The sequence below is a fragment of the Pseudomonas sp. efr-133-TYG-23 genome (assembly GCF_030209215.1).
GTDB lineage: Bacteria > Pseudomonadota > Gammaproteobacteria > Pseudomonadales > Pseudomonadaceae > Aquipseudomonas > Aquipseudomonas rhodesiae.
Window position 1 is genome coordinate 1 of the sequence record NZ_JARVSL010000046.1, and the last position, 21,206, is coordinate 21,206.

Below are 21,206 nucleotides of genomic sequence, written 5' to 3' on the forward strand. Positions count from 1 at the left end.
AATTCAGCGTGGTGGATTAGGGCCTCATCGGGGGCAAGCCCCCTCCCACTTTTTGGTATGTAAATGCATTCAAATGTGGGAGGGGGCTTGCCCCCGATGGCGGCCTGAAGAGCAACCCAGGTGATTCACTTGCCTTCAACGCTCATCCCCCCGAAGCTATACACCTTCAGGAGCCCGCCCCATGAACCTCGAACACCTCACCGAACGCCTGCATCGCATCCGCGATACCAACGACTGGAAACCGTTTCACAGCCCGAAAAACCTGGCCATGGCCGCCAGTGTGGAAATGGCCGAGTTGGTGGAAATCTTCCAATGGCTCACCGAAGATCAATCCCGCCAATTGCCTGCCGACAAACTCGCCCACGCCGGCCAGGAAGTCGGCGATATCGTGTTGTATCTGTTGTTGCTGTGCAGTGAGCTGGGCCTGGACATGAACGAGGTGGTGCGCGCCAAACTGGCCGATAGCGAACGGCGGTTTATCCATGAGTGACCGTCACTTCGACCAACTGGCCACGCGCTTTGCCGAAAAAATCTACGGCGGCGCCAAAGGCGCGATCCGCCTGGCGGTGTTGCAGGCCGACCTAACCGAAGCCTTGCCGCAGCGCCCTTTGCGCGTGCTGGATATCGGTGCCGGGCTCGGGCATATGTCCCTGTGGCTGGCCGAGCGTGGGCATCAGGTGACGCTGGCCGAACCCGCCGCGCCGATGCTCGAAGGTGCTCGCCAACGCTTCGCCGAAGCCGGGCAGCACGCTACCTTCATCCACGCGCCGTGGCAGGAACTGCTCGGCCAGCTCACCGAACCCTATGACCTGGTGCTGTGCCACGCCGTGCTGGAGTGGCTGGCCGAACCCCACGCCATCCTGCCGGTGTTGCATCAGCTGACCGCGCCGGGGGGCTGGTTGTCCCTGGCGTTCTACAACCGCGATGCGCTGATCTACCGCAACCTGCTCAAAGGCCATTTCCGCAAAATGCGCAAGAACGACATGGCCGGCGAAAAGCAAAGCCTTACTCCGCAACAGCCCCTCGACCCGCGAGAGCTGGCGGCGCAACTCGAAGGGTTGTGGCAGGTCGAAAGCCAAAGTGGCGTGCGGGTGTTCCACGACTATATGCCGGTGGAGTTCCAGGCCCGCGCCGCCTTGCAGGATCTTGTCGAGATGGAGCTCGCTCATCGTCGTCACCCAAGCTTTGCCGGACTTGGGCGTTATTTGCACTGGATCTGCCGTCCGGTTTAAGCGGTTCAGTCTGCGGAGGTCGAAATGCGTCGTCTGTGTTTGATCCTGCTGTCCCTCGGGCTCGGAGCATGCTCCAGCCCCAACCCTTACGTGGCCGCTTCGGCCCCGATCCCGCCGGCGCCGCCCCAGGCCGCCACCACGTTCGATGCCAGTGCCTACCCGGCGCCGGTGCGTGACTACGGTGCTTACCGCAATTGGGCGTGGCGCAATGGCCAACTGCCGGCGGGCACCGCGTGGGCCGATTCGGCGCAGATCGCCGAAGCGGTCAGCGGGGCCCTCGACCAGCGCGGCCTGCGCCCGCTGCATGACAACCGCCCGGCGGACCTGCTGGTGAGCGCCGATGTTCGCCAGGAGAAGCGCCTGCGCCAAGTCCAGGATGATTACGGCTATGGTTACGGCGGCTATAACCGCTATGGCCCAGGCTACGGCATGTACAACAGCGTGCCGGTGGTGCGCACCTATGAAGTGCAAGTGGTGGTGGTTCGCATCAACCTGTTCGATGCCCGCAGCGGCCAGCCGGTGTGGAGCGCCAGCGCGGAAACCAGCAGCCAGGGCAGCCTCAGCGAGCGGGCCGATGCGCTGCGCCAGGCGGTACAAAAGGCCATGGCCGCGTATCCGCCGCGTTAACCGCTATTCTCATTTAACGTGTCTGCCGCTTTTTGGAGAACCACCATGTTTCGTCGTATCGCTACGCTTGCGTTTGCTGTGCTGCTGAGCGGTTGCCAGACCAGTCAAGTCAACCACGACTTCGATGCCAGCCGGGACTTCGGTGCCTACCGCAGTTGGGCTTGGAAAGACCCCGCCCTGCAATACCGCCCCGATGATCCGCGCATCAAAAGCGACCTTACCGAGCAGCGCATCCGCCAAGCCGTCGGCGAGCAACTTGACCAGCGCGGTTTGCGCCCGGCGGCTGCCGGCGCCAAGGCAGACGTGAACGTACAGGCTTACCTGATCGTCGAAGACCGCCAGCAGCAAGTCACCACCAACTACGGCGGCGCCTGGGGCGGTCCATGGAACGGCTATTGGAGCGCGCCGATGTACAACGAAACCCGCAACGTCACCTACAAAGTGGCGACCATCCAGATCGACCTGCTGGACGGCAAGGACGGCAAACTGGTGTGGCGCGGTAGCGATGAACAACTGATGAGCAGCACCCCGAACCCACAGGACCGCAATAACGCGATCCGCACTACGGTCACGCGCATCCTCTCCAGCTATCCGCCCCACTGATCGATCACCGGGGGCTGCGCGGCAGCCCCCGCCATCCTTGTCTACACTCCATCGAACCTACGGAGAGTAAGCGCGAAGGAGTGCCTGATGTCTCCCCGAATCGGTTGCAGGCAGCGTGGCGCCATTAGCTTGATGGCGGCGGGCACCCTCGCGGTGGCCCTGGTCTTTCTTTTGCTTGCGGTGGACAGCGGCCGCCTGTATCTGGACAAGCGCAAATTACAATCCATCGCCGACACTTCGGCCCTGGAGGCCGCCGGGCGTGGCGGCCTGTGTAGCCCAACCACCACGGCCAACGACTATGCCAAGCAAAACGCCGCGCGCAATGGCTTCACCGTGGTCGCCGGCGACAGTAGCCGTGGCCTGGCGGTAACTTGCGGCACGCTGATCACCAATGCCGCCAATATTCGCGTCTTCAGCCCCGATGTCACCCAGAGCGAGGCCGTGCGCGTGGTGGCCACCCGCAGCGTGACGACCAGCATCGCCAGCGGCCTATGGAGTCTGTTCAGCGGCGGCTCGACGTCCACTCAAACCCAGCTCAGTGCCACCGCCGTGGCCGCCTATGCACCGCCCGTTGCGCAACTGAGCATCCGCAGCAACCTGGGCACCGTCGATTCGGCAAAGTCCGACGTTTTGAATCTGCTGATGGGCCGCCTGCTGGGCGGCAGCCTGTCGCTGACAGCCGCTGGCTGGAATGGACTGCTGGGCACCAACGTCAATCTGCTCGGCTACCTGGACCAGTTGGCGATCAGCTTGAACGTCAAGGCGGGTGACTATGAGGCGTTGCTCACCACGGCGGTGTCCGCCAATGAGCTGATTGATGCGGCAGTGAAAGTCCTGCAAACAAACGGCGCCGTGGCCACCGCCGTTATCAACGATGTGATCAAGGTTCAGGCGATTGCCCCCAGCACCCGGCAGTTGACGGTCGGGCAGTTGCTCAAGATCGCCACCGGTACACCGGCTGCCGCCTTGAACACCAACCTTCAACTGTTCCAACTGCTGCAAACCACCGCGCAGTTGTCCAGCAGCAAGAACCCCGTGAGCGCAGCGGTGCAGTTGAATATTCCGCTGGTGGGCAATGTATCGGTGCAGACCAAAGTCATCGACCCGCCGCAACTGTCGGCGGTCGGCAACCCGGCGAAGGCCAAGGCGGGGCTCAACAACGTGCCGCCGACGGATCAGATAGCCGTGCGCACGGCGCAGGTGCGCACGCTCATTACGGTTCAGGCGCCAGTTTTGAACGGGGTGGCTTCGGTGGCGACGGTATTGAATGGGCTGCGTACACCGGTTTCGAACCTGGTGGCAGGCCTGCTGAACCTGAATATTCCGGCGGCGGTGGGGGGGCTGTTGTGTCTGGTTTCGTGTGAAATCACCGACGTGGCGATCGCTGATACGTTGTCGATTTATCTCGAAGCCGGCAGCGCCGAAAGTCATGTCACCGATTATTCCTGCGCAACGCCGACCAGCAAATCGCTGACTGTTCAGGCGACAACGTCGGCGGCCACCTTGGGGGTCGGTACTGTCAGCCCGACGGCCTTGTCTTCCGCCTCGCCTGTGGTGGTTCAGCCGCTGAGGCTGGTGGATTTCGGCAAGCGCTCGTGTGCGGTCTTGAACCTGCTCTGCAGTCCCAACCGTACCCCCACGGTGGGCGGTGGTTTGACGGTCAGGGCGCTGTCCACCGTGGGCGCCCAGACCGGGACGCTGGTGTTTGCCCCCGTGGCTGAAATGAACACTACGCCGACGTATCTGCCGGCGTCGGGCTCGACCAATATCGTGGGCAGCCTGAGCGCCACATTGAGTGGTTTGCAGGTCACGTACGTGCCCCCCAGCGGCAGTGTATCCAGTGGCGCGCTGGCCCGGATGGCCAGCACGTTGAACACCATTACCAACGCGGTGATCGGCCTGGTTCAAGGTGTGCTTTCACCGATCCTCGACCCGGTCGTCAACAGCCTGCTCAAGTCCCTGGGCATCAGCCTGGGCAATGCCGAAGTCGGTGCCAACCTCAGTTGCCATATGGGCCGCGCTTACTTGGTGATCTGAGCCACCGGCAGTTCCACGCAGAATCGCGCGCCATGCTCGCCGTTGACCACGCTCAAGCGCCCGCCCATGTTTTCCACAATGCCGTAGCTCACCGACAAGCCCAGGCCGGTGCCCACACCGATGGGTTTGGTGGTGAAAAACGGCTCGAAAATCCGCTCCAGTAACCGCGGGTCGATGCCGCCAGCGTTGTCTTCCACCCAGATCCGCACATGCCGGCTGTCGTGCTCACAGTGCAGCGCGATCCACGGGCGCAGTTGCGGGTTTTTTTCGCGCCGGCTCGACAGCGCATCGCGGGCGTTGACCACCAGGTTGATCAGCACCTGTTCCAGTTGATCCACATAACCGGTGACCTGCACCGCCACGGCCGGCGGGGTGATGCGCAGTTCCACGCCCTTGCCGCGCAACCCCTCGCCGAGCAACGCCAGGGTGCCGTCCACCGCCTGGGCGGGGTCGAAGGGCTGTTGTTCGATTTCCGAGCGGCGGCCGAACACGCGCATATGGTCGACCACCCGGGTTGCGCGTTGCACCTGGGCGTCGATGCGCTGGAGTTTTTCGGTGAGGTACGCCACTTCGACCTTGCCGTCGCCCAAACGCTTGAGCACGTTAACGATGGCCATGCGCATCACATTCAGCGGCTGGTTGATTTCGTGGGCCAGGCCGGTGGCCATTTCACCGAGGGTGGCCATTTTGGCGCTTTGGGTCAGTTGCTGCTGGGAGCGCCGCACCTCGGTGTTGTCGCGGCCCACGGCCTGCACTTCGACCAGGACCCCCTGGGCATCGAACACGCCACGGTCCGACCACACCCACCAGGCATGTTCGCGCCCCGGTAATTCCAGGCTGATTTCCGCCGTACTCACCGGAAACTCCGGGGTCAGCTGATGGATGCGCTGCACAAAGGCCTGGCGCTGTTCGTCCGACAACCAATGGCCCAGGTTCATGCCCGGCAACTGGGCGGGTGGGCATTCGAGGTAGTTGGCCAGCGGCGTGTTGCCGAAGGTGAGGGTCAGGTCTGGGCGGTAGCGGCAGATCATCGCCGGCGAGTCTTCCACCAGGATGCGGTAACGCTCTTCGCTTTGCTGGATGCGGTCGGCGGCCAGGGTCGCTTCGGTGACATCCAGCCACAAGCCCACGGCTTCCACCGGTATGCCAAGGTCGTCGCGCAACAACTTGGCCTCGTCGAGCAGCCAGTGGTAATGCCCCTGTTTGTCGCGCACGCGATAGCGGCTGCGCACACTGCCTTCGCGCAGCAGTTGGCGCGTGCGCTCGAAGTAGAGGTCGCGGTCGTCGGCGTGGATCAGGGCCGGCAGGTGTTCGTGGTCGCAGTCGGCCAGGGTCCAGCCGAGCAGCGGCAATAGGCTGTCGCTGAAGAATGCCGAGTGCAGCGCGCCGCTGACATAACGCTGCACATAGATCACCGCCGGGGCGCTGGCGATCAGGTTGTCCAGGCGCGCATGGGCGGCGGCGGCGTGCAGTTGCTGGTTCTTGATGTCGCTGATGTCCAGCATAAAACCGACCCAGCGCCGGTGTTCGCCTTCGCCCAGCACCTGGCCTTGCACGCGATACCACAGCGGGTTTTGCGTGGCGTCGCTGCGTTGCAGGCGCACCCCTGCCAGCAGCGGTGTGCCTAGGGTTTGCAAGTCGTGCAGGCGGCTGTGCAGCTCCTGGCGGTCGGCGGGATGGATCAGTTCCAGCCACCGCGCCAACGGTTGCCGGGTGGGGCCGTGTTCCAGGCTGAGGCTGTGCAGCAACTGCGGAGCCAGTTGGATTTCATCGGTGCCGGGCAGCAGTTCCCACCAGCCGGTGCCGAGCAGGCCTTGCAGGGCTTCGACCCGTTCCAATTGCTGGTGATGGTGCTGTTCGCGCAGGCGGCTGAGCAGCGGGCCGGCGAGGGCGGCGGCCAGGTCCAGCCAGTCCTGGTCGCGCATAGGCGCCTGGCCTCGGTAGAAACCGCACAGCAACCAGGCGGCGACCCCCTGGCCGTCCCGATACGGCACCAGAAAACCGTCGGCTTGCCCGAATACGCTGTGCAGACGCGGGTTGTCGCTGCGGCCTAGTGTTTCGTCCAGGCGCAGCGGTGCGTTGCCGTGGATGCTGTCCAGGCGCGTGCCCAGACGCTGGCCGGTTTGCCACAGCGCGGGTGCGTCGTGGGCGGCGTACTGGCTGTAGATCCGCCAACCCTGATCTTCTTCATCCAGCAGCGCCAGGGCCACGCAAGGAATTCGCCAGCGCTGCGCCAGGCTGCGCAGGTGCTCATGGAACACTTCGGGCAAGCGGCTGAGGCTGCACACCCGCAGTTGCTGGCTTATCTGGCAGGCCAGCAGATGGTTCTGTTCGCGGTCCTGGGCCAGTTGCTGGCCGGCGAGCAAATCGCCGACGTCCTGCACACGCAACACCCAGCCGTCGCTGTTCGGTTCAACCCAGCCACGGGTGTGCAAAACCTGGCCGGCGGTGCCTTGGAAATCCAGGTCCAGGTTCTGATGCTGCCACTCGGCCGGGTTGCCTTCGATGCTCAGGGCACTGCTGGCACATAACAAGGCGCTCAGGTGGGGCCGAGGCTCGCTTAAAGCGCCCGGTGCCAGTTGCGCCCTTAACGCGACGCTGAGTGTCAGGACATGCCCTAGATGATCCAACTGCACCGACAGGCCTTTGCCTGTGCTGGTATGCGGCTCAACGCTTACCGTGCCAGTACGGCCGAGCAGCCTGTCGAAGAGGTTTTCGCCCGGGGTCAAAATTGCAGGCTCGAACGGGCGGACAGGTTGGTTGGCAGCCTGGGGACGGTACCCACGCCCGGCAGCACCAACGCAGGGAAGACCGCATAGAGTTGGCTGGTGGGGTAGGCGATCTCGACGGTCAATGTGTTGGCGCTATAGGTCGCGTTTACGTACTCACGCTTGAATTGGAAGCTGGAGGGGATCCAGCTCAACTGGCTCACCACGGTGTCTTTGGCGCGTTGGGTCAGCTGCGTCCCGTAGGCGTTGCCGGCGCTCGTCGGGTCCACCGCCATGGCCTGGCGCACGGCCTCGGCGGCGGCCTGGTTGAACGACTGCATCAACAGCAGCGGCAGGCTGAAGCTGATCAACCCGTAGAACACCGCAAAGAAAATTCCGAAGACCAAGGCAAATTCGATGGCGGCTGCGCCTTTTTGCAGGCGAGGGAGGCCGGTTTTCATGACTGCGTCTACCCTGACGGCTACTACTTGATATCAGCATAGAATCAATCAGCGAAAAGGGACTTTTTTTACGTGATTCACGGCGTGGTGATACTGATGTGGCTGGGCCTTTGTGCCGTGCAGGACGTGCGCCAGCGGCAGATCGCCAACCCGCTGACCTTGGGCGTGGCCTTAGTGGCGCTGATCTACCTGAACGCCAGCGGCACCACTTGGCTCGGCGCGCCCGCCGCTGACGGCGGTTGGGCATTGGCCCTGGCGCTGCTGTTGACCCTGCCAGGCTACGCCCTGGGACGGTTCGGCGCGGGGGATGTGAAGTTGCTCGCAGCGCTGGGCTTGGCCAGCGAGGTGGACTGCCTGCTGTGGTCGTTGATCGGCGCGGCCTTTGTGCAAGGTGGCTGGGTGCTGGTTCATCAACGGCTTGCGGTGCGCCCACCGGGAACGGCCGCGAACCCGTCAACAAAGCAGCCGTTCGCACCCTGTGTACTGGTGGGGTTTGCACTCTATTGGCTGTGGGCCCATTAGTCGCAGGAACGGCCCGGTGCGGTGTACAGAGTGACAAACTGCGTCTAGGTTTAGGAGGGACAGGCAATCGCCGTAGTCGTCAAATGGATAGGTCGCCCTTAGGTTTGCCAGGCATGGAGTAGCGCGTGAACAGGCTGACATCGGCAGTGAAAGTGCTCGTGGTCGACGATCAACCCCTGATCGTGGAAGAGCTGTGTGAGTTTCTTGAAAGCAGCGGTTATGGCTGCGTCCCCTGTGAATCCAGTCATCATGCGTTGCAGTGTTTTAGCGACGACGTCGAGATCGGCCTGGTGCTGTGCGACCTGCATATGCCGGACATGAACGGCATCGAACTGGTGCAGGCCATGCAGAAAATCGCCGGCAAGCAGCGCGCGTTCGAAGCGATCATGCTCACCGGTCGCGCCGACAAACAGGACGTGATCAAAGCGCTGCGCGCGGGGATCGCGGATTACTACCAGAAACCCATCGACCTCCACGAATTGCTCGAAGGCATCCAGCGCCAGGAAGCCGCCTTGGACGAGCGCCAGAAAGAGCTGCAACTGGGGCACCTGAACCAGAAGTTGCAGTATCTCTCGGCCTCGATCAATGACCTGTACCACGACCTCGACAAGGTGCGACGCGGCCCTGGAAGCACCGAACACGGCGATCTGCCGGTGGAGGGTGCCGCGCCGTTGGCGCTATCGCCGATCCTCGCGCAGTTGTCCCCGCGCCAGGCCGATGTGGCGCGGTTGGTGGGCAAGGGCCAAACCAACTACCAGATCGCCTGTGAGCTGGGGATCACCGAAAACACGGTCAAGCTGTACGTGTCCCAAGTGTTGCGCCTGACCCATATGCACAATCGCACTCAGTTGGCGTTGGCCCTGTCGCCGAACGGGACGGCTCTGCGCCAGCGCGTTACGGCGCACTGACGGCGCTTTATCGGCCGGTGCCGCCGGACGCGGCGGCGCCACTGCCCTGTTCGAAGAACTCCGGGATCGGATGCTTGTTGCTGTCCAGCCAGCGCTGCAATGCCTGCTCATGCTCGGCGGGGCTGCTGCTTTGCGGCGTGGGCGAGGCGGCGTGGCCGTTGACCTGCAACGTCAGCCACTGCTCAGTCTCGGCTTGCTGCGGCGAGGACGGCCCCGGTTCGATAGCTGACGCCGCCAGGGGCAGCAAGGCCAGGCTTAGCAGATGCTGGGTTTTCATGGTGTCGACTCCTAGCGCAGGTTCATCGGCGGTGCGTCGCTGGCGGCCGCTACGTTATGTGCGGCCGTGCTGGAACCCTTGAGCTTTTGCGCACGGGCCTGGGCCTCGGTGACCTGCTCCGGGCTCAGCCCCAATTGGCTGACCACCTTCGCCGCTTGGCCCCAATCGTCTTGGTAGATCAGCAGAGTCACCAGATTGACGGCTGCGAGTGGGTCGTCCTGCTTGAGTTCGATGGCGGTCATAAACTCAAAGCGCGCGTCTTCCAGCCGCTGTTGTTTGAGGTAAACCACGCCCAGGTCATTGCGGATTTTATCGTCGGTGGGCGCCAGCCGCGCAGCCCGTTGCAGGTGGGCCAGGGCCTGGGCTGCATCGCCGTGTGTCGAGGCCAGTTGCCCCAGGCCGTGTTCGCCTTCGGCAGTCATGCAGGTGCCGAGCAGGCTGCGATACAACGGCTCGGCCTCGCTGCGTCCGAGCAAGCGGTAAGCTCGGGCCTTGCGCTGGCGCACCTGGGGCAAGGCATCTGGCAGGTTTTGCAGGTTGGCCAGGCTGGCGTGCAGCTTGCCTTCGTTGGCCAAGTCATCGGCCAGGTTCAGCGCCAGTTCCTGTTCCGAACCGGGCTTGGCGCATTGGCCGGGCGTGGTTAGCGCGGCCCACGGCGATTGACCGTTGCTGGCGCAACCGCCGAGCATCATCACGACCAATGTGGCAATCAGAGCTTTCATCAGGGCTTTCCTCAAAAGTGGCTCAAGGCGCGGGCGATGCCGATAAAGGCCGGGCCGCCGAGTACGATCAGCAAGGCCGGAAACAGAAACACCATCATCACCACCGACATTTTTGCCGACATCTTCGAGATGTATTCCTGCAAACGGGTCAGGCGTCGGTCGTCGAGTAATTGCTTGAGGGCCAGCAGTGATTTCATTGCACCGCCGCCTTGCAGGATCAGTTGCTGGAGGATGGTGCAGGTGTCGTTGAACTCATCCACCGCCAGCAGCCGTGCGGTCTTGCCCAATTCCTCGCCCAGCTCCAGGCCCGAGTCGACGCGGGCCAGAATCAGGCGCAGTTCCTGGGTCAGTTCCGGCAGCAGGCGCTGCCCTTCGGTGCTGAGCACGCGCAGGGCCTGTTCAACCGCCATGCCGGACTCGAACAAAATGCGCAGCAGCGGAATGAAGGTCGAGACCTCCACGGCGATGCGCTGCTGCCGATGCTTGGCGATGGACGCCAGAATGCGCTTGGGCAACAGGTAGCCCAGGCCGAGTGCCACCAGCGGAGCAATCCACGGCGAGGACGTATGTGGGTACAGCAATTGCTGGCCCACCAGCGTCACCCCCAGCAGCACCAGCGGCGTGCCGACCTGGCAGGCGGCGAACATCGAGCGCTGGCTGGCCTTGCGCCAGCCGACACGGTTGAGCAGGGTCTGGGTCTCGGTGTCCAGGGTCACTGAGCGTTGCGCCAGGGGGCTGGTGCCGAGATGGCGCATCAGGTTGCCGAACCGCGCTTCGCGGGTCATCTGGCCGAGCAGACGCTGATTCACCAGGCGCTGGCGGCGGCGCTGTTCCAGCCAGTGGCCGGCCACCAGCACCAACGCCGCAAGAAACATCAGCACGCTCGCCAGCAGGGCCATTTCAGATACTCCGCAACATGCGCCACATCACGAAGCTGCCCGTCAGCTCCATGGCCAGGGCGCCGAACAGCATGTAGCGCCCGGTTTCGTCGTTCCACAGGGTCATCAGGTAGTTCGGGTTGGCCACCATGAAATACCCCACCATGCACACCGGCAGCCCGGCCAGCACATACGCGGTCATGCGCGTCTCGCCGGTCATGGCCTTGAGCTGGCGCGCGCCTTGTTCCTTTTCGCGGATCATCTTGATCAGGTTTTCCAGCAGCTCGCTGGCATTGCCGCCGTAGCGATGGTTGACCTTCAAGCCCAGGGCGAACAGGCGAAATTCATCGCGTTCGTAGAATTGCGCGAAATCATGCACGGACTCCGGCAAGCTCACCCCCAGTTGTACGTTGCGCTGGATACGGCCCATGGCTTGCTTGAGCGGTTCGTCGGACGCCTCGATACCGCCGAGCACCGCATCGGCCAGGGTGCGTCCCGACTTGAGGCTGCGCACGGTGTAATCGAGCAAGGACGGCAGTTGTTCGATCATTCGCGCCACACGGTGCTGATAGCGCCAGGCGATATAGCCGCGCGCGGCCAGTGGCGGCAGCACGATCATCAACAGCAGCCCAGGCCACTCGGCCGCCAGCAGCCCCAACAACGCGCCGAGTGCCCAACCGACCAGCCACAGCCCCAGGCGCTCGCTAGGTTTACCCAGGCCGGCGCGTTGAAACATGCGCTCCAGGCCGACCCAGGCGGCGCGGGTAGGCACCGTCGTGGGCTGGCCTTTGGCAAGCCGTTCCAGCACACGGTCGGTGCTGGCGCGGCGCACGCCATTTTGGAAAAGGCTGTAGGACAGGCCCACCAGAACGATGCAGATCAGCAGCAGGATCGGGCCGGTCATGGTGCGTCTCCTTACAGCGGCAGCGTGATTTCGCGGCGCAGTTTGTCGCCCGCCGGGTTGAGTGCTTCACGGGCGAAGCCGAAGCCGGTGCGGCGGTCGAGGCGAAACAGCGTATTGGTCACGTAGATGTCATCGCGCACACCCACCACTTCCACGACTTCGCTCACGCAGCGTCGACCATCGGGCAGGCGGGTGAGCTGGATCACCACATCCAGCGCCGCGCAGATCATCTGTCGCAGGGTTTTTTCCGCCACCGCGCGACCGGTGAGGCCCACCAGGGTTTCCAGGCGCAGCAGTGCATCCTGGGCGTTGTTGGCGTGCACGGTGCTCATGGACCCGTCGTGACCGGTGTTCATCGCAGTCAGCACATCGAGCACTTCCACGCCGCGGATTTCACCGAGGATGATGCGGTCCGGGCGCATGCGCAGGGCGTTGCGGATCAAATCGCTGGCCTTGACTTCGCCATGCCCCTCGGCATTCGGCGGCCGGGTTTCCAGGCGCACCACATGGGGATGGCCCAGTTGCAGTTCGGCGACATCTTCGATGGTCACCAGGCGTTGATGAGGGTTGATCAATTGGCTGAGGATATTCAGCAACGTGGTCTTGCCGGTGCCGGTGCCGCCGCTGATCAAGATGTTGCACCGCTTGCCCACCGCTTCCTGGAAAAACTCGAAGATGTTCTGGTCGATGGTCTGCATCGCCACCAAGTCGCTGCTCTTGAGCATGTCCTTGCGGAATTTACGGATCGACAGGCATGGGCCGTCCAGCGCAATCGGCGGAATGATCGCATTGACCCGGCTGCCGTCGGGCAAGCGCGCATCGACCATCGGCGACGATTCGTCCAGGCGCCGGCCCAGCGGCGCGAGGATACGCTGCATCACCCGCTCCACATGGTGCGCATCGATAAAGCGCAAGTCGCTCTGATGCAGCAGGCCGTCGCGTTCGATAAAGACCCGGTGCGGCCCGTTGACCAGGATTTCGGTCACCGACGCGTCGCGCAACAGCACTTCCAGCGGCCCGAAGCCGGTCAGTTCGTCAACGATTTCCTCGGCCAGGCGCTCCATTTCATAACGGGAAATCGCCAGGTGCATGCGCGTGATGTATTCCGAAACCTTGTCGATCACCAGTTGCGCCAGGGTTTGGCGCGTGCCTTCCAGCAGGTTTTTGCCCGACTCTTCGATGGCGTCGATGATGTAGCGGTGCAGCACCAGTTTCAGGCCATCGTGATCGTGATGGCCTGGGGTGCCGGCAGCGGGGCCGCCGAAGAGTTTTTCGCCGTTCACCGGGCAGTCCTGCGCAGGCGTTCAAACCAGCGTGTTGACGGTTTTTGCAGACCTTCGGAGCGTCTGGCCAGGCGCTCGCCAAGGGTGCGCAACGCCAGGGTCAGGGGTTCGCGGGGGGCGAGGCTGAACAGGCTCTGGCCCTGATTTTTGGCGTTCATGCGCAGTTCCGCGCTCAGGGGCAGCACCGCGATGCACTCCAGCCCGAAGCTTTTTTCCAGGGTGTCGGTGTCGGGGGGACAGGCTTTGAGGTAGCGGTCCACCAGCAGCTTGGCGTGTTCGAGTTTCATGCCTTTTTCCCGCCACAGGTTCAGCACCGCCAGGTTGCGCCGACAGTCGAGCACGCTCTGGTCGGTGCACCACAGCAGCTTGTCGCAGTGGCTGACAAAGGTACGCAGGGCTTCGCTGTCGGCTTGCCCGGTGAGGTTTACGACGATGTGCTGGAAGTGCTGACGTAGGGCACTGAGCAGCATGTACACCTCGGCGGCGCTGGTCAGTTCCAGCGGCTCGTCATTGCCGGCGTAGGCGAGGATGCGCAGGTTGTCGTCGGCGCGGGCGAAGGCACTGTCGATCAAGGTGGGGTCCAGGCGCCGCAGATGGCGCAGGGCGTCGCCGAAGTTGAAGGTGCTGTCCAGGCCCAGCAGCGCAAGGCTGTCGCCGCGCGGCAGGCCCAGGTCGAGCAACAAGGTTTGCTGCCCACTCTTTTGCACCACCATGGCCAGGTGGCTGGCCAGCAGGGCGCCATCGGCGTTGCCCTGGGTGCCGTAAAGCACCGTAAGGCCTCCCAGGTGAGCGCTCGGCGCGCTGGGCGGCAGGCGTTTGCTCAGGCGGCGCACCAGCCCCGCCACTTCGCTGGAGCGCGAGCCATAGGCGACAAAATCCCGTGCGCCGGCGCGCATCGCGTTGAGCACCAACTGGTTGTCCATGCCGTCGCCCAGGGCGACGATTGCCAGCATCGGCTTGGCTTCCAAAGCGCCCTCGATCAGCGCGGTCTGGGCCACTACATGCTCGCGGTCCAGGCCGATGAACACCAGGTTGGCGAAGGTCACATCCACCAGCGCGAGCAACTCATCCAGGCTGCCCCCACCGGCGCCGACCACTTGGCCGAGGGGCGCGAGGGCTCCTTGCAGCCATTCAAGGTCGATGTTGTTGCGGGTGATCGCCAGGAAGGTCTGGCTCAGGCTATCGCTCATTGGGACAGTCCACTGCTGCGGTCGAAGTGACCGTTTTCCAGAAAAAACAGGCGGTACCAGTTCGGGTCGTAGTTGCGCAGTTTTTCACCGGGCAGAGACGGCAGTTGCGCATTGGCGGCCAGCGGTTGCACCAGATGCGGGGTGACAATCATCAACAACTCCTTTTCTTCGCGACTGGTGGTGGCGTCGCGAAAAAACGCGCCGAGGATCGGGATATCACCCAACCCCGGAAACTTGTTGATAGTGGAACGGTTATTGGTGCTGATCAGGCCGCTGATCACAAAACTTTCGCCATCGGCCAGGGACACGCTGGTGTCGGTGCGGCGCACGGTCAGCGCCGGCACTTGGATGCCCTGGATCTGTACAGCGTTGCTGTAGTCCAGCTCGCTGACTTCCGGCGCGACCTTGAGGCTGATGCGGTTGCGGTCGATCACCGTGGGCGTGAGCGTCAGGCGAATGCCGAACTCCTTGTATTCGATGGAGATGCTGTCGCTGCCAGCGCTTGGCACCGGCACCGGCACTTCGCCGCCCGCGAGAAAACTGGCGCTCTGGCCGCTCATCGCCACCAGGCTAGGGCGCGCCAGGGTGTAGGCAAAACCGCTGCGCTCCAAGGCGTTGATCATGGCCTTGACCCGCCCGCCGCCGAAACCAATGTTAAAGCTGTCGGCGCTCACCGGAAGTTTGAACACACCCTCCGACGGTGACAGCAGGTTGGGGCTGCCGAAGAAAAAGTTGCTGCCGTTGCCGAGCAAGCGGGTACTGGCTTCCTTGAGCTTGCTGCGGCTGACTTCGACAAAGCGGATGTCGGTTTGCACTTGGCTGGGCAGCAGCGGGTCCTGGGACGGCGACAGCGACAGGCTGGTGAGCGCCGAGGTGGCCTTGCCTTTGACGAACACCATGCTCTGGCGCGGCGCGCTGGCGCAGGCGGTCCAGACCATCAGGCTGGTGGCGCCGCTGGCGACGCCGGTGAGCAGAAAGTGGCGGTCGCCGTTGACCCGCACATCGGCAATCTTGGGATCGCCAATCGCCAGGCGGGTGATGGCGACCGGCGATTGCAGTTCCTGTTGCAACCCTTCGCCCACCTCCAGCACGGCGGGCAGTTGGCCCAATGCGCTGCAATTGCCTTGCGCCGCCAGGACAATGCCCGCCGGCAAGCACGTCAGCAGCACGGCCCAGGCCATTTGCGCGAGCGAGGGGGCGTAGCGATGGCTCATTCACTGCATCCTTGCATGGTCACGGGGTTTGTTGAGTGGCTTGGGCGCCACGTATCACTTCGATATCTCGGCGAACGGCAGGGGCGGTGTCGGTCTGCGCGAGACTTTTAGGCGGGCCGATCAGCGCCAGTTGGGTGAATTGGTAAAGGTCGCGATTGGCTTCGGCGAGTTTGCTCGCCGCGTCGCTTTCGCCGGCCCAGTAGCGGCCGAGCAGTTGTTCATCGGCGCTGCGTACGGCCAGGCGCAAAGTGCCGGCTTGTGCCGCAAGCATCAGGCGGCTCAATAGCGGCTCGGGCACCGCCAGCACCACGGTGCGCGCGGCGGCACGGCGTTGGGCGGCCTGCACACGCTCCTCCACGGTAGCCGGCGCCGGCACGGCGGGCTGGCCGTCGTTGGCCAGGCCCAATTGATCGCCGACGCTGAGCAGGCGCAGCGCGGGAATGATGATCTGGGCCGACTGCTCTGCGTTCCCGGTGTCCCGCCCCAGAAACAGCAACACATCCACGTAATCACCGGGGCTCAGTTGCCCGCCCGCACCGATCACCTCGTCCACCGCGACGGCCAGCGCGCGCTCGTCCGGGCGAATCATGCGTGCCAGCGGGCCGCCTTCGCTGAAGCTTTGGTCGTTGAGCCAGGTGCCAGCGCCCAGGGCACGCAACGGTATGCGGCCGATGGCCTGGTCGACTTCCGTGAGGCTACCGGCGGGCACTGTGCGCAGTTTTTCCAGCGCCAGGTCGGCAGCGGTAAGAGGCGCGAATGCTGACACATCATGCACCAGCACCACCACGGGGCGACGGGTCTGGTCTTCGACGGCGGCAGCGGTGCTTTCCACGGAAACCACCGGGGCGGCAACAGGCTCCGGCGTGCGGCTCAACACCAAGCCCCAATACCCGGCGATCAATGCACCGACGAGCAGCAAGCCAGCCAGCGCCATGCTGATACGACTGTTCATGACGGCTCTCCCTTTCCCGTTGCACTGCCTGCCCGTGTATCCAAACGGGTGAAATCGCAACCTGGCTGTGATGAACATCTAACGATTTGGCTATTTGACGGTAGCTCAGCTAGGACGAAACGCCATTACCGTCTGGAAAATTAATCCGTACTTTCCTTATCGCCTTTTAATAACGGCAACACAGCGGCGATAACCTTACGACTAATACTTTGTGATTAATTAGTTCTTACAGTTGTGAGGGGTAGGTTTGTTGTCAATGCTCTAAAGGCATGCCGCGATCAACCGCGCTAGAGCCGTACCGGCTTGCTGTGTCGTATTAGGGAGAAGCCTTATGTTCCTTGACCAGATGTTGAAGCTTTATGTGCAGGCGCAACTTTTCTTCAAGCGCGAAGAGGGGGCGTCAGGTATTGAATACGCCATTATCGTGGCGTTAGTTGCACTGGTAATTGTTGGTGCCGGCGCGGGGCTTGGCGATAAGATCAAATCGATCTTCGACAGTATTGCCACCAAGATGACCACTTAAATAACTTCACGAACTATTCGTGGCCATCATCCTTTAGGCTTTTTGATTTCAGGAATGTCTATGAGCGCCTCTTCGCCAACCCGCCAGCAAATTCTTTTGGTGGACGACGAAGAGGACGCCCTGGTCGAGCTTGCCGAATCCCTCGAAAACGAAGGATTCGAATGTTACACCGCCACCTCCGTCACCTTCGCCTTGCAGGAACTGACCCTGCACCCGGACATCGCCCTGGTGATCACTGACCTGCGTATGCCCGAGGAAAGCGGTATCTCCTTGATCAAGCGCCTGCGCGAACACACGGACCGCTCGCACTTGCCGGTAATCGTTATGTCCGGTCACGCCGAGATGGATGACGTCAGCGACTTGCTGCGCTTGCAAGTGCTGGACCTGTTTCGCAAACCGATCTATCTGGCGCGGCTGGTCGATACGTTGAACAGCCTGTTTCCCAAACACGTCACACGGTTCAAGCCTTGAGCGGCCAACGGTGCTCAGCCGATGGGCTGCCACCTGCCGACCATATGCTCAATCCCGCCCGCACCGTTCAACACCCACTCGCCACTCGAACCGGCGGCGCTGGCCGATAGGTGCACTTCGCTGGGCAGCCGCACCGGTTTTCTGAACTCCACAAACAGTTCGATATTGGCCGCAGGCAGATGCTCAACCAGAGCCGCCAGGCTGCGCGCCTTGTTCCATAAACCATGGGCGATGGCCTGGGGAAACCCGAACAGTCTGGCGGTGAGGGCGCTGAGGTGGATCGGGTTGTAGTCGCCGGACACCCGTGCGTAGCGGCGGCCGATGTCGCTGGGGGCGTTCCAGCGCGTCAGTTCGCTGACCTGGGCGGGCGTGGGCAGAGGCTCATCCTCTGCCGGGCCTGACAGCTTCACGCCTCGGCACAGCATGCGGCTCTCGCCTTCCCACAGCAGGCCGAGGGCGTCCTCGACGGTGGTGATCAGGTCGAACGTCGCGCCTTTGGCGTGTGGCTTGAGGTTCTGTGCGTGCACGCCAATCCACAGTTCGCCCACACCGCCCAAGGGGCGGTGCACGCGGATGCGGTTACTCAAGTGGATCAGCCCGAGTAGGGGAAACGGGAACGCTTTGTCGGTGAGCAATTGCATCTGCACGCCGAAGGCGAGGATATGCGGGTAGGTGGCCGGCAGCATCGGGCTGTCGGCAAAGCCGCACACCTTGCGATAGGCCGCCACCGCCTTGGGATCGACGCTGACCCGGCAGCGCAACCCCAGGTCCGGCAGGCTGGTGCCGCTGATCTTGCGCTTGAGCGCTGCACGCCAATACAGCGGCGGCAGGAACGGTCGGTTGCTTAAGGTCTGCCACTGCATGCTCACGCTCCCAATAGACTTTGCCCACACACCCGTAGGGCTTGCCCGCTGACCGCGCCGGAACCCGGCTGGCCCAGCCACGCCACGGCCTCGGCGACGTCCTGAGGCAAGCCGCCCTGGCCCAACGAACTCATGCGCCGCCCGGCTTCGCGCAGGGCGAAGGGAATATGCGCGGTCATCTGGGTTTCGATAAACCCGGGCGCGACGGCATTGATGCTGATGCCCCGCTGCTTGAGCAGCGGCGCCCAGGCTTCGGCCAGGCCGATCAAACCGGCCTTGCTCGCCGCGTAATTGGTTTGCCCGCGGTTGCCGGCGATGCCGCTGATGGAGGCCAGCAGCACCACGCGGGCGTTGTCGCGCAGGGTGCCGCTGTCGAGCAGGGCTTTGGTCAGTACTTGCGGCGCATTCAGATTGACCGCCAGCACGGCATCCCAATATTCCGGGGTCATATTGGCCAGGGTCTTGTCGCGGGTGATGCCGGCGTTATGCACCAGAATGTCGAGACCCTCGGGCAGATGTTCGATCAACTGCGTGGCGGCGTCTTCGGCGCAGATATCCAGGATGACGGTGCGCGCCTCCAGGCGTGCGGCCAGGGCTTCCAGATCGGCCTTGGCCTGGGGCACATCGAGCAGGATCACCTCGGCGCCGTCGCGGGCCAGGGTTTCGGCGATGGCCGCACCGATGCCACGGGCGGCGCCGGTGACCAGGGCCTTGCGCCGCGCCAGGGGGCGGGTCCAGTCCTCTACCGGGGTGGCGCAGGCTTGCAGGCGAATCACCTGGCCTGAAATGTAGGCGCTCTTCGGCGATAGGAAGAAGCGCAGCGCGCCTTCCAGTTGCGCCTCGGCGCCATCGCCGACATACAGCAACTGCAACACGCCGCCGTTGCGCAGTTCTTTGGCCAGGGAGCGACTGAAGCCTTCCAAGGCGCGCTGGGCACTGGCGGCAAACGGATCGCTGAGGCTTTCCGGGGCGCGGCCGAGGATCACCAAGTGGGCGCTATGGTCGAGATTTTTCAGCAGCGGCTGAAAGAATTCGCGCAGTTGCTTGAGCGAATCGGTGTGCTGCAGGCCGCTGGCGTCGAACACCACCGCTTTGAGCTTGGGGCCATGGCCGGGGATCCATGCGGGGGCTTCCAGCGGTTCGGCGCCATAGCTGTAAATGGCATCGGTGAGTCTGTTGGCGAACGGCAGCACTTGGGCCGCCAGTGCGCCGCCGCCGAGCAGCAAGGCGCCCTCGACCGGCCGCAGGCGCCCGGCCTGCCAGCGTTCCAGGCGTCCCGGCGACGGCAGGCCAATGGCGGCGACCAGGCGCTGGCCGAGGCTGGAGTTGGCGAAGTCGATATAACGGTCAGACATGGAACGCTCTCCGAAGGCTGGGGTTCAAAGGGTTGACCATCCCAGGGTAGCAGTCGTTCGACTAGGCTTATCCTTCCAGGCCACGGCGGCCGGCCCACCACACACAGGGAGCTTTCCATGACTCAATTGCGGCGTGTAGCGATCATTGGCGCAAATCGCATTCCTTTCGCCCGCTCCAATGGCCCCTACGCTACTGCGAGCAACCAGGCGATGCTGACGGCTGCCCTGGAAGGTTTGATCGAACGCTACAACCTGCACGGCTTGCGCCTGGGCGAAGTGGCCGCCGGTGCGGTACTCAAGCATTCGCGGGATTTCAACCTGACCCGTGAATGCGTGCTGGGCTCGCGCCTGTCGCCGCAAACCCCGGCCTACGACATCCAACAAGCCTGCGGCACCGGGCTGGAGGCGGCGCTGCTGGTGGCCAACAAAATCGCTCTAGGCCAGATCGAATGCGGCATTGCCGGCGGCGTGGACACCACTTCCGACGCGCCGATCGGTGTGAATGAGGGGCTGCGCAAGATCCTGCTGCAGGCCAATCGCAGTAAGTCGATGGCGGATAAATTAAAAGTCCTGTTACAACTTCGTCCCCATCACCTCAAACCTGAACTGCCGCGCAATGGCGAACCGCGTACTGGCCTGTCCATGGGCCAGCACTGCGAGCTGATGGCCCAGACCTGGCAGATCCCCCGGGCCGAACAGGACCAACTTGCCCTTGAGAGCCATCAGAAAATGGCCGCCGCCTACGCCGAAGGCTGGCACGACGATCTGATCACGCCGTTTTTGGGCCTGACCCGCGACAACAACCTGCGCTCCGATCTGACACTGGAGAAACTCGCCGCCCTCAAACCGGCCTTTGAACGCAGCGAGAAGGGCACCCTCACCGCAGGCAATTCCACGCCGCTGACCGACGGCGCCTCCCTGGTGCTACTGGGCAGTGAGGCATGGGCTCAGGAACGGGGCTTGCCGATCCTGGCTTACCTGCGCGATGGCGAAGCGGCCGCGGTGGATTTCGTCAACGGCGCCGAAGGCTTGCTGATGGCGCCGGTGTATGCGGTTCCGCGCCTGCTGGCCAGGAACGGTCTGACGCTGCAGGACTTCGATTACTACGAGATCCACGAAGCCTTCGCCGCCCAAGTGTTGTGCACACTCAGGGCCTGGGAAGATGCCGATTACTGCAAGACCCGCCTGGGCCTCGACGCGCCGTTGGGCGCCATCGACCGCAGCCGGCTCAATGTCAAAGGCAGCTCCCTGGCGGCGGGGCATCCGTTTGCCGCCACCGGCGGGCGCATTGTTGCCAACTTGGCCAAGTTGTTGGAGACGGCGGGCAAGGGCCGTGGGCTGATCTCAATCTGCGCCGCCGGCGGGCAAGGGGTGACCGCAATCATTGAGCGTTAACGGCGCCCCGGAATTGGCCTATTGGTTGCATTCTTAAACGGGCAAAGATCAGTCGCCTCTCCCACCCGCGAGCCGATTGCC

The 21,206-nt window shown here is 63.3% G+C and carries 22 protein-coding genes; 10 read left to right on the forward strand and 12 right to left on the reverse strand.

Annotation, left to right across the window (positions count from 1 at the left end; all coding sequences use genetic code 11):
* Nucleotides 1–181 precede the first annotated feature (181 nt).
* From QRN41_RS24850 to QRN41_RS24870, 5 genes are all read left to right on the forward strand, one after another.
* Nucleotides 182–490 carry a MazG-like family protein gene (locus tag QRN41_RS24850; protein WP_034136718.1) on the forward strand — a complete coding sequence of 103 codons (309 nt, stop codon included), beginning with the start codon at nt 182–184 and terminating at the stop codon, nt 488–490.
* Complete coding sequence (locus QRN41_RS24855) at nt 483–1,232, forward strand: methyltransferase (RefSeq protein ID WP_123479508.1); 750 nt, start codon at nt 483–485, stop codon at nt 1,230–1,232. Before QRN41_RS24850 ends, QRN41_RS24855 begins: the two co-directional genes overlap by 8 nt.
* A gap of 24 nt (nt 1,233–1,256) precedes the next feature.
* Nucleotides 1,257–1,859, forward strand: a complete 603-nt coding sequence (locus QRN41_RS24860) for a DUF4136 domain-containing protein (RefSeq protein WP_034111600.1) — start codon at nt 1,257–1,259, stop codon at nt 1,857–1,859.
* Nucleotides 1,860–1,904: 45 nt separating this feature from the next.
* Entirely contained in the window at nt 1,905–2,462 is a 558-nt protein-coding gene (locus tag QRN41_RS24865; protein WP_285422233.1) for a DUF4136 domain-containing protein, read from the forward strand.
* An 87-nt stretch (nt 2,463–2,549) separates the two neighbouring features.
* Entirely contained in the window at nt 2,550–4,499 is a 1,950-nt protein-coding gene (locus tag QRN41_RS24870) for a pilus assembly protein TadG-related protein (protein WP_285422234.1), read from the forward strand.
* Here QRN41_RS24870 and QRN41_RS24875 read toward each other — a convergent pair.
* Nucleotides 4,484–7,228 carry a PAS domain-containing sensor histidine kinase gene (locus QRN41_RS24875; RefSeq protein ID WP_285422235.1) on the reverse strand — a complete coding sequence of 915 codons (2,745 nt, stop codon included), beginning with the start codon at nt 7,226–7,228 and terminating at the stop codon, nt 4,484–4,486. The two genes, QRN41_RS24870 and QRN41_RS24875, sit on opposite strands and share 16 nt — an antisense overlap.
* Nucleotides 7,225–7,668 carry a TadE/TadG family type IV pilus assembly protein gene (locus QRN41_RS24880; RefSeq protein WP_034136723.1) on the reverse strand — a complete coding sequence of 148 codons (444 nt, stop codon included), beginning with the start codon at nt 7,666–7,668 and terminating at the stop codon, nt 7,225–7,227. The genes QRN41_RS24875 and QRN41_RS24880 overlap by 4 nt, the downstream gene beginning before the upstream one ends.
* Nucleotides 7,669–7,740: 72 nt before the next feature.
* Here QRN41_RS24880 and QRN41_RS24885 point away from each other — a divergent pair, with 72 nt between their 5' ends.
* Nucleotides 7,741–8,190 carry a prepilin peptidase gene (locus QRN41_RS24885; RefSeq protein ID WP_285422236.1) on the forward strand — a complete coding sequence of 150 codons (450 nt, stop codon included), beginning with the start codon at nt 7,741–7,743 and terminating at the stop codon, nt 8,188–8,190.
* A gap of 125 nt (nt 8,191–8,315) precedes the next feature.
* On the forward strand, nt 8,316–9,098 hold the full coding sequence (locus QRN41_RS24890; RefSeq protein ID WP_123479503.1) for a response regulator transcription factor: 783 nt from the start codon (nt 8,316–8,318) through the stop codon (nt 9,096–9,098).
* A 7-nt stretch (nt 9,099–9,105) separates the two neighbouring features.
* Here the strand turns inward: QRN41_RS24890 and QRN41_RS24895 are convergent, their stop codons facing one another.
* From QRN41_RS24895 to cpaB, 8 genes are read right to left on the reverse strand one after another with little or no spacing between them, the layout of a single operon-like run.
* On the reverse strand, nt 9,106–9,375 hold the full coding sequence (locus tag QRN41_RS24895; protein WP_285422237.1) for a DUF3613 domain-containing protein: 270 nt from the start codon (nt 9,373–9,375) through the stop codon (nt 9,106–9,108).
* 11 nt (nt 9,376–9,386) lie between these two features.
* On the reverse strand, nt 9,387–10,097 hold the full coding sequence (locus QRN41_RS24900; RefSeq protein WP_285422238.1) for a tetratricopeptide repeat protein: 711 nt from the start codon (nt 10,095–10,097) through the stop codon (nt 9,387–9,389).
* 11 nt (nt 10,098–10,108) lie between these two features.
* Entirely contained in the window at nt 10,109–10,996 is an 888-nt protein-coding gene (locus tag QRN41_RS24905; RefSeq protein WP_285422239.1) for a type II secretion system F family protein, read from the reverse strand.
* Nucleotide 10,997: 1 nt separating this feature from the next.
* Nucleotides 10,998–11,879, reverse strand: coding sequence for a type II secretion system F family protein (locus QRN41_RS24910; RefSeq protein ID WP_094065053.1), 882 nt, complete (start codon nt 11,877–11,879; stop codon nt 10,998–11,000).
* Nucleotides 11,880–11,890: 11 nt separating this feature from the next.
* Nucleotides 11,891–13,162, reverse strand: a complete 1,272-nt coding sequence (locus QRN41_RS24915; RefSeq protein WP_123479499.1) for a TadA family conjugal transfer-associated ATPase — start codon at nt 13,160–13,162, stop codon at nt 11,891–11,893.
* Nucleotides 13,159–14,352, reverse strand: coding sequence for a CpaE/TadZ family protein (locus QRN41_RS24920; RefSeq protein WP_285422240.1), 1,194 nt, complete (start codon nt 14,350–14,352; stop codon nt 13,159–13,161). The genes QRN41_RS24915 and QRN41_RS24920 overlap by 4 nt, the downstream gene beginning before the upstream one ends.
* Entirely contained in the window at nt 14,349–15,566 is a 1,218-nt protein-coding gene (locus tag QRN41_RS24925) for a type II and III secretion system protein family protein (RefSeq protein WP_034136732.1), read from the reverse strand. The genes QRN41_RS24920 and QRN41_RS24925 overlap by 4 nt, the downstream gene beginning before the upstream one ends.
* Before the next feature lie 19 nt (nt 15,567–15,585).
* On the reverse strand, nt 15,586–16,518 hold the full coding sequence (gene cpaB / locus QRN41_RS24930) for a Flp pilus assembly protein CpaB (protein ID WP_285422241.1): 933 nt from the start codon (nt 16,516–16,518) through the stop codon (nt 15,586–15,588).
* Nucleotides 16,519–16,849: 331 nt separating this feature from the next.
* On the opposite strand from cpaB, the gene QRN41_RS24935 reads away from it, so the two are divergent.
* Together QRN41_RS24935 and QRN41_RS24940 are read left to right on the forward strand one after the other, a co-directional pair.
* Entirely contained in the window at nt 16,850–17,041 is a 192-nt protein-coding gene (locus QRN41_RS24935) for a Flp family type IVb pilin (RefSeq protein ID WP_034136734.1), read from the forward strand.
* A gap of 60 nt (nt 17,042–17,101) precedes the next feature.
* Nucleotides 17,102–17,512 carry a response regulator gene (locus tag QRN41_RS24940; RefSeq protein ID WP_034136735.1) on the forward strand — a complete coding sequence of 137 codons (411 nt, stop codon included), beginning with the start codon at nt 17,102–17,104 and terminating at the stop codon, nt 17,510–17,512.
* Nucleotides 17,513–17,526: 14 nt separating this feature from the next.
* On the opposite strand, the gene QRN41_RS24945 is transcribed toward QRN41_RS24940, so the two are convergent.
* Both QRN41_RS24945 and QRN41_RS24950 read right to left on the reverse strand, forming a co-directional pair.
* Nucleotides 17,527–18,375: a MaoC family dehydratase gene (locus QRN41_RS24945; RefSeq protein ID WP_285422242.1), complete on the reverse strand. Its 849-nt coding sequence runs from the start codon at nt 18,373–18,375 to the stop codon at nt 17,527–17,529.
* Nucleotides 18,376–18,377: 2 nt separating this feature from the next.
* Nucleotides 18,378–19,730: a 3-oxoacyl-ACP reductase gene (locus QRN41_RS24950; RefSeq protein ID WP_285422243.1), complete on the reverse strand. Its 1,353-nt coding sequence runs from the start codon at nt 19,728–19,730 to the stop codon at nt 18,378–18,380.
* A 117-nt stretch (nt 19,731–19,847) separates the two neighbouring features.
* Between QRN41_RS24950 and QRN41_RS24955 the strand changes: the two genes are divergently transcribed.
* Nucleotides 19,848–21,125: an acetyl-CoA C-acetyltransferase gene (locus QRN41_RS24955; RefSeq protein WP_285422244.1), complete on the forward strand. Its 1,278-nt coding sequence runs from the start codon at nt 19,848–19,850 to the stop codon at nt 21,123–21,125.
* The last annotated feature ends 81 nt before the right edge of the window (nt 21,126–21,206 follow it).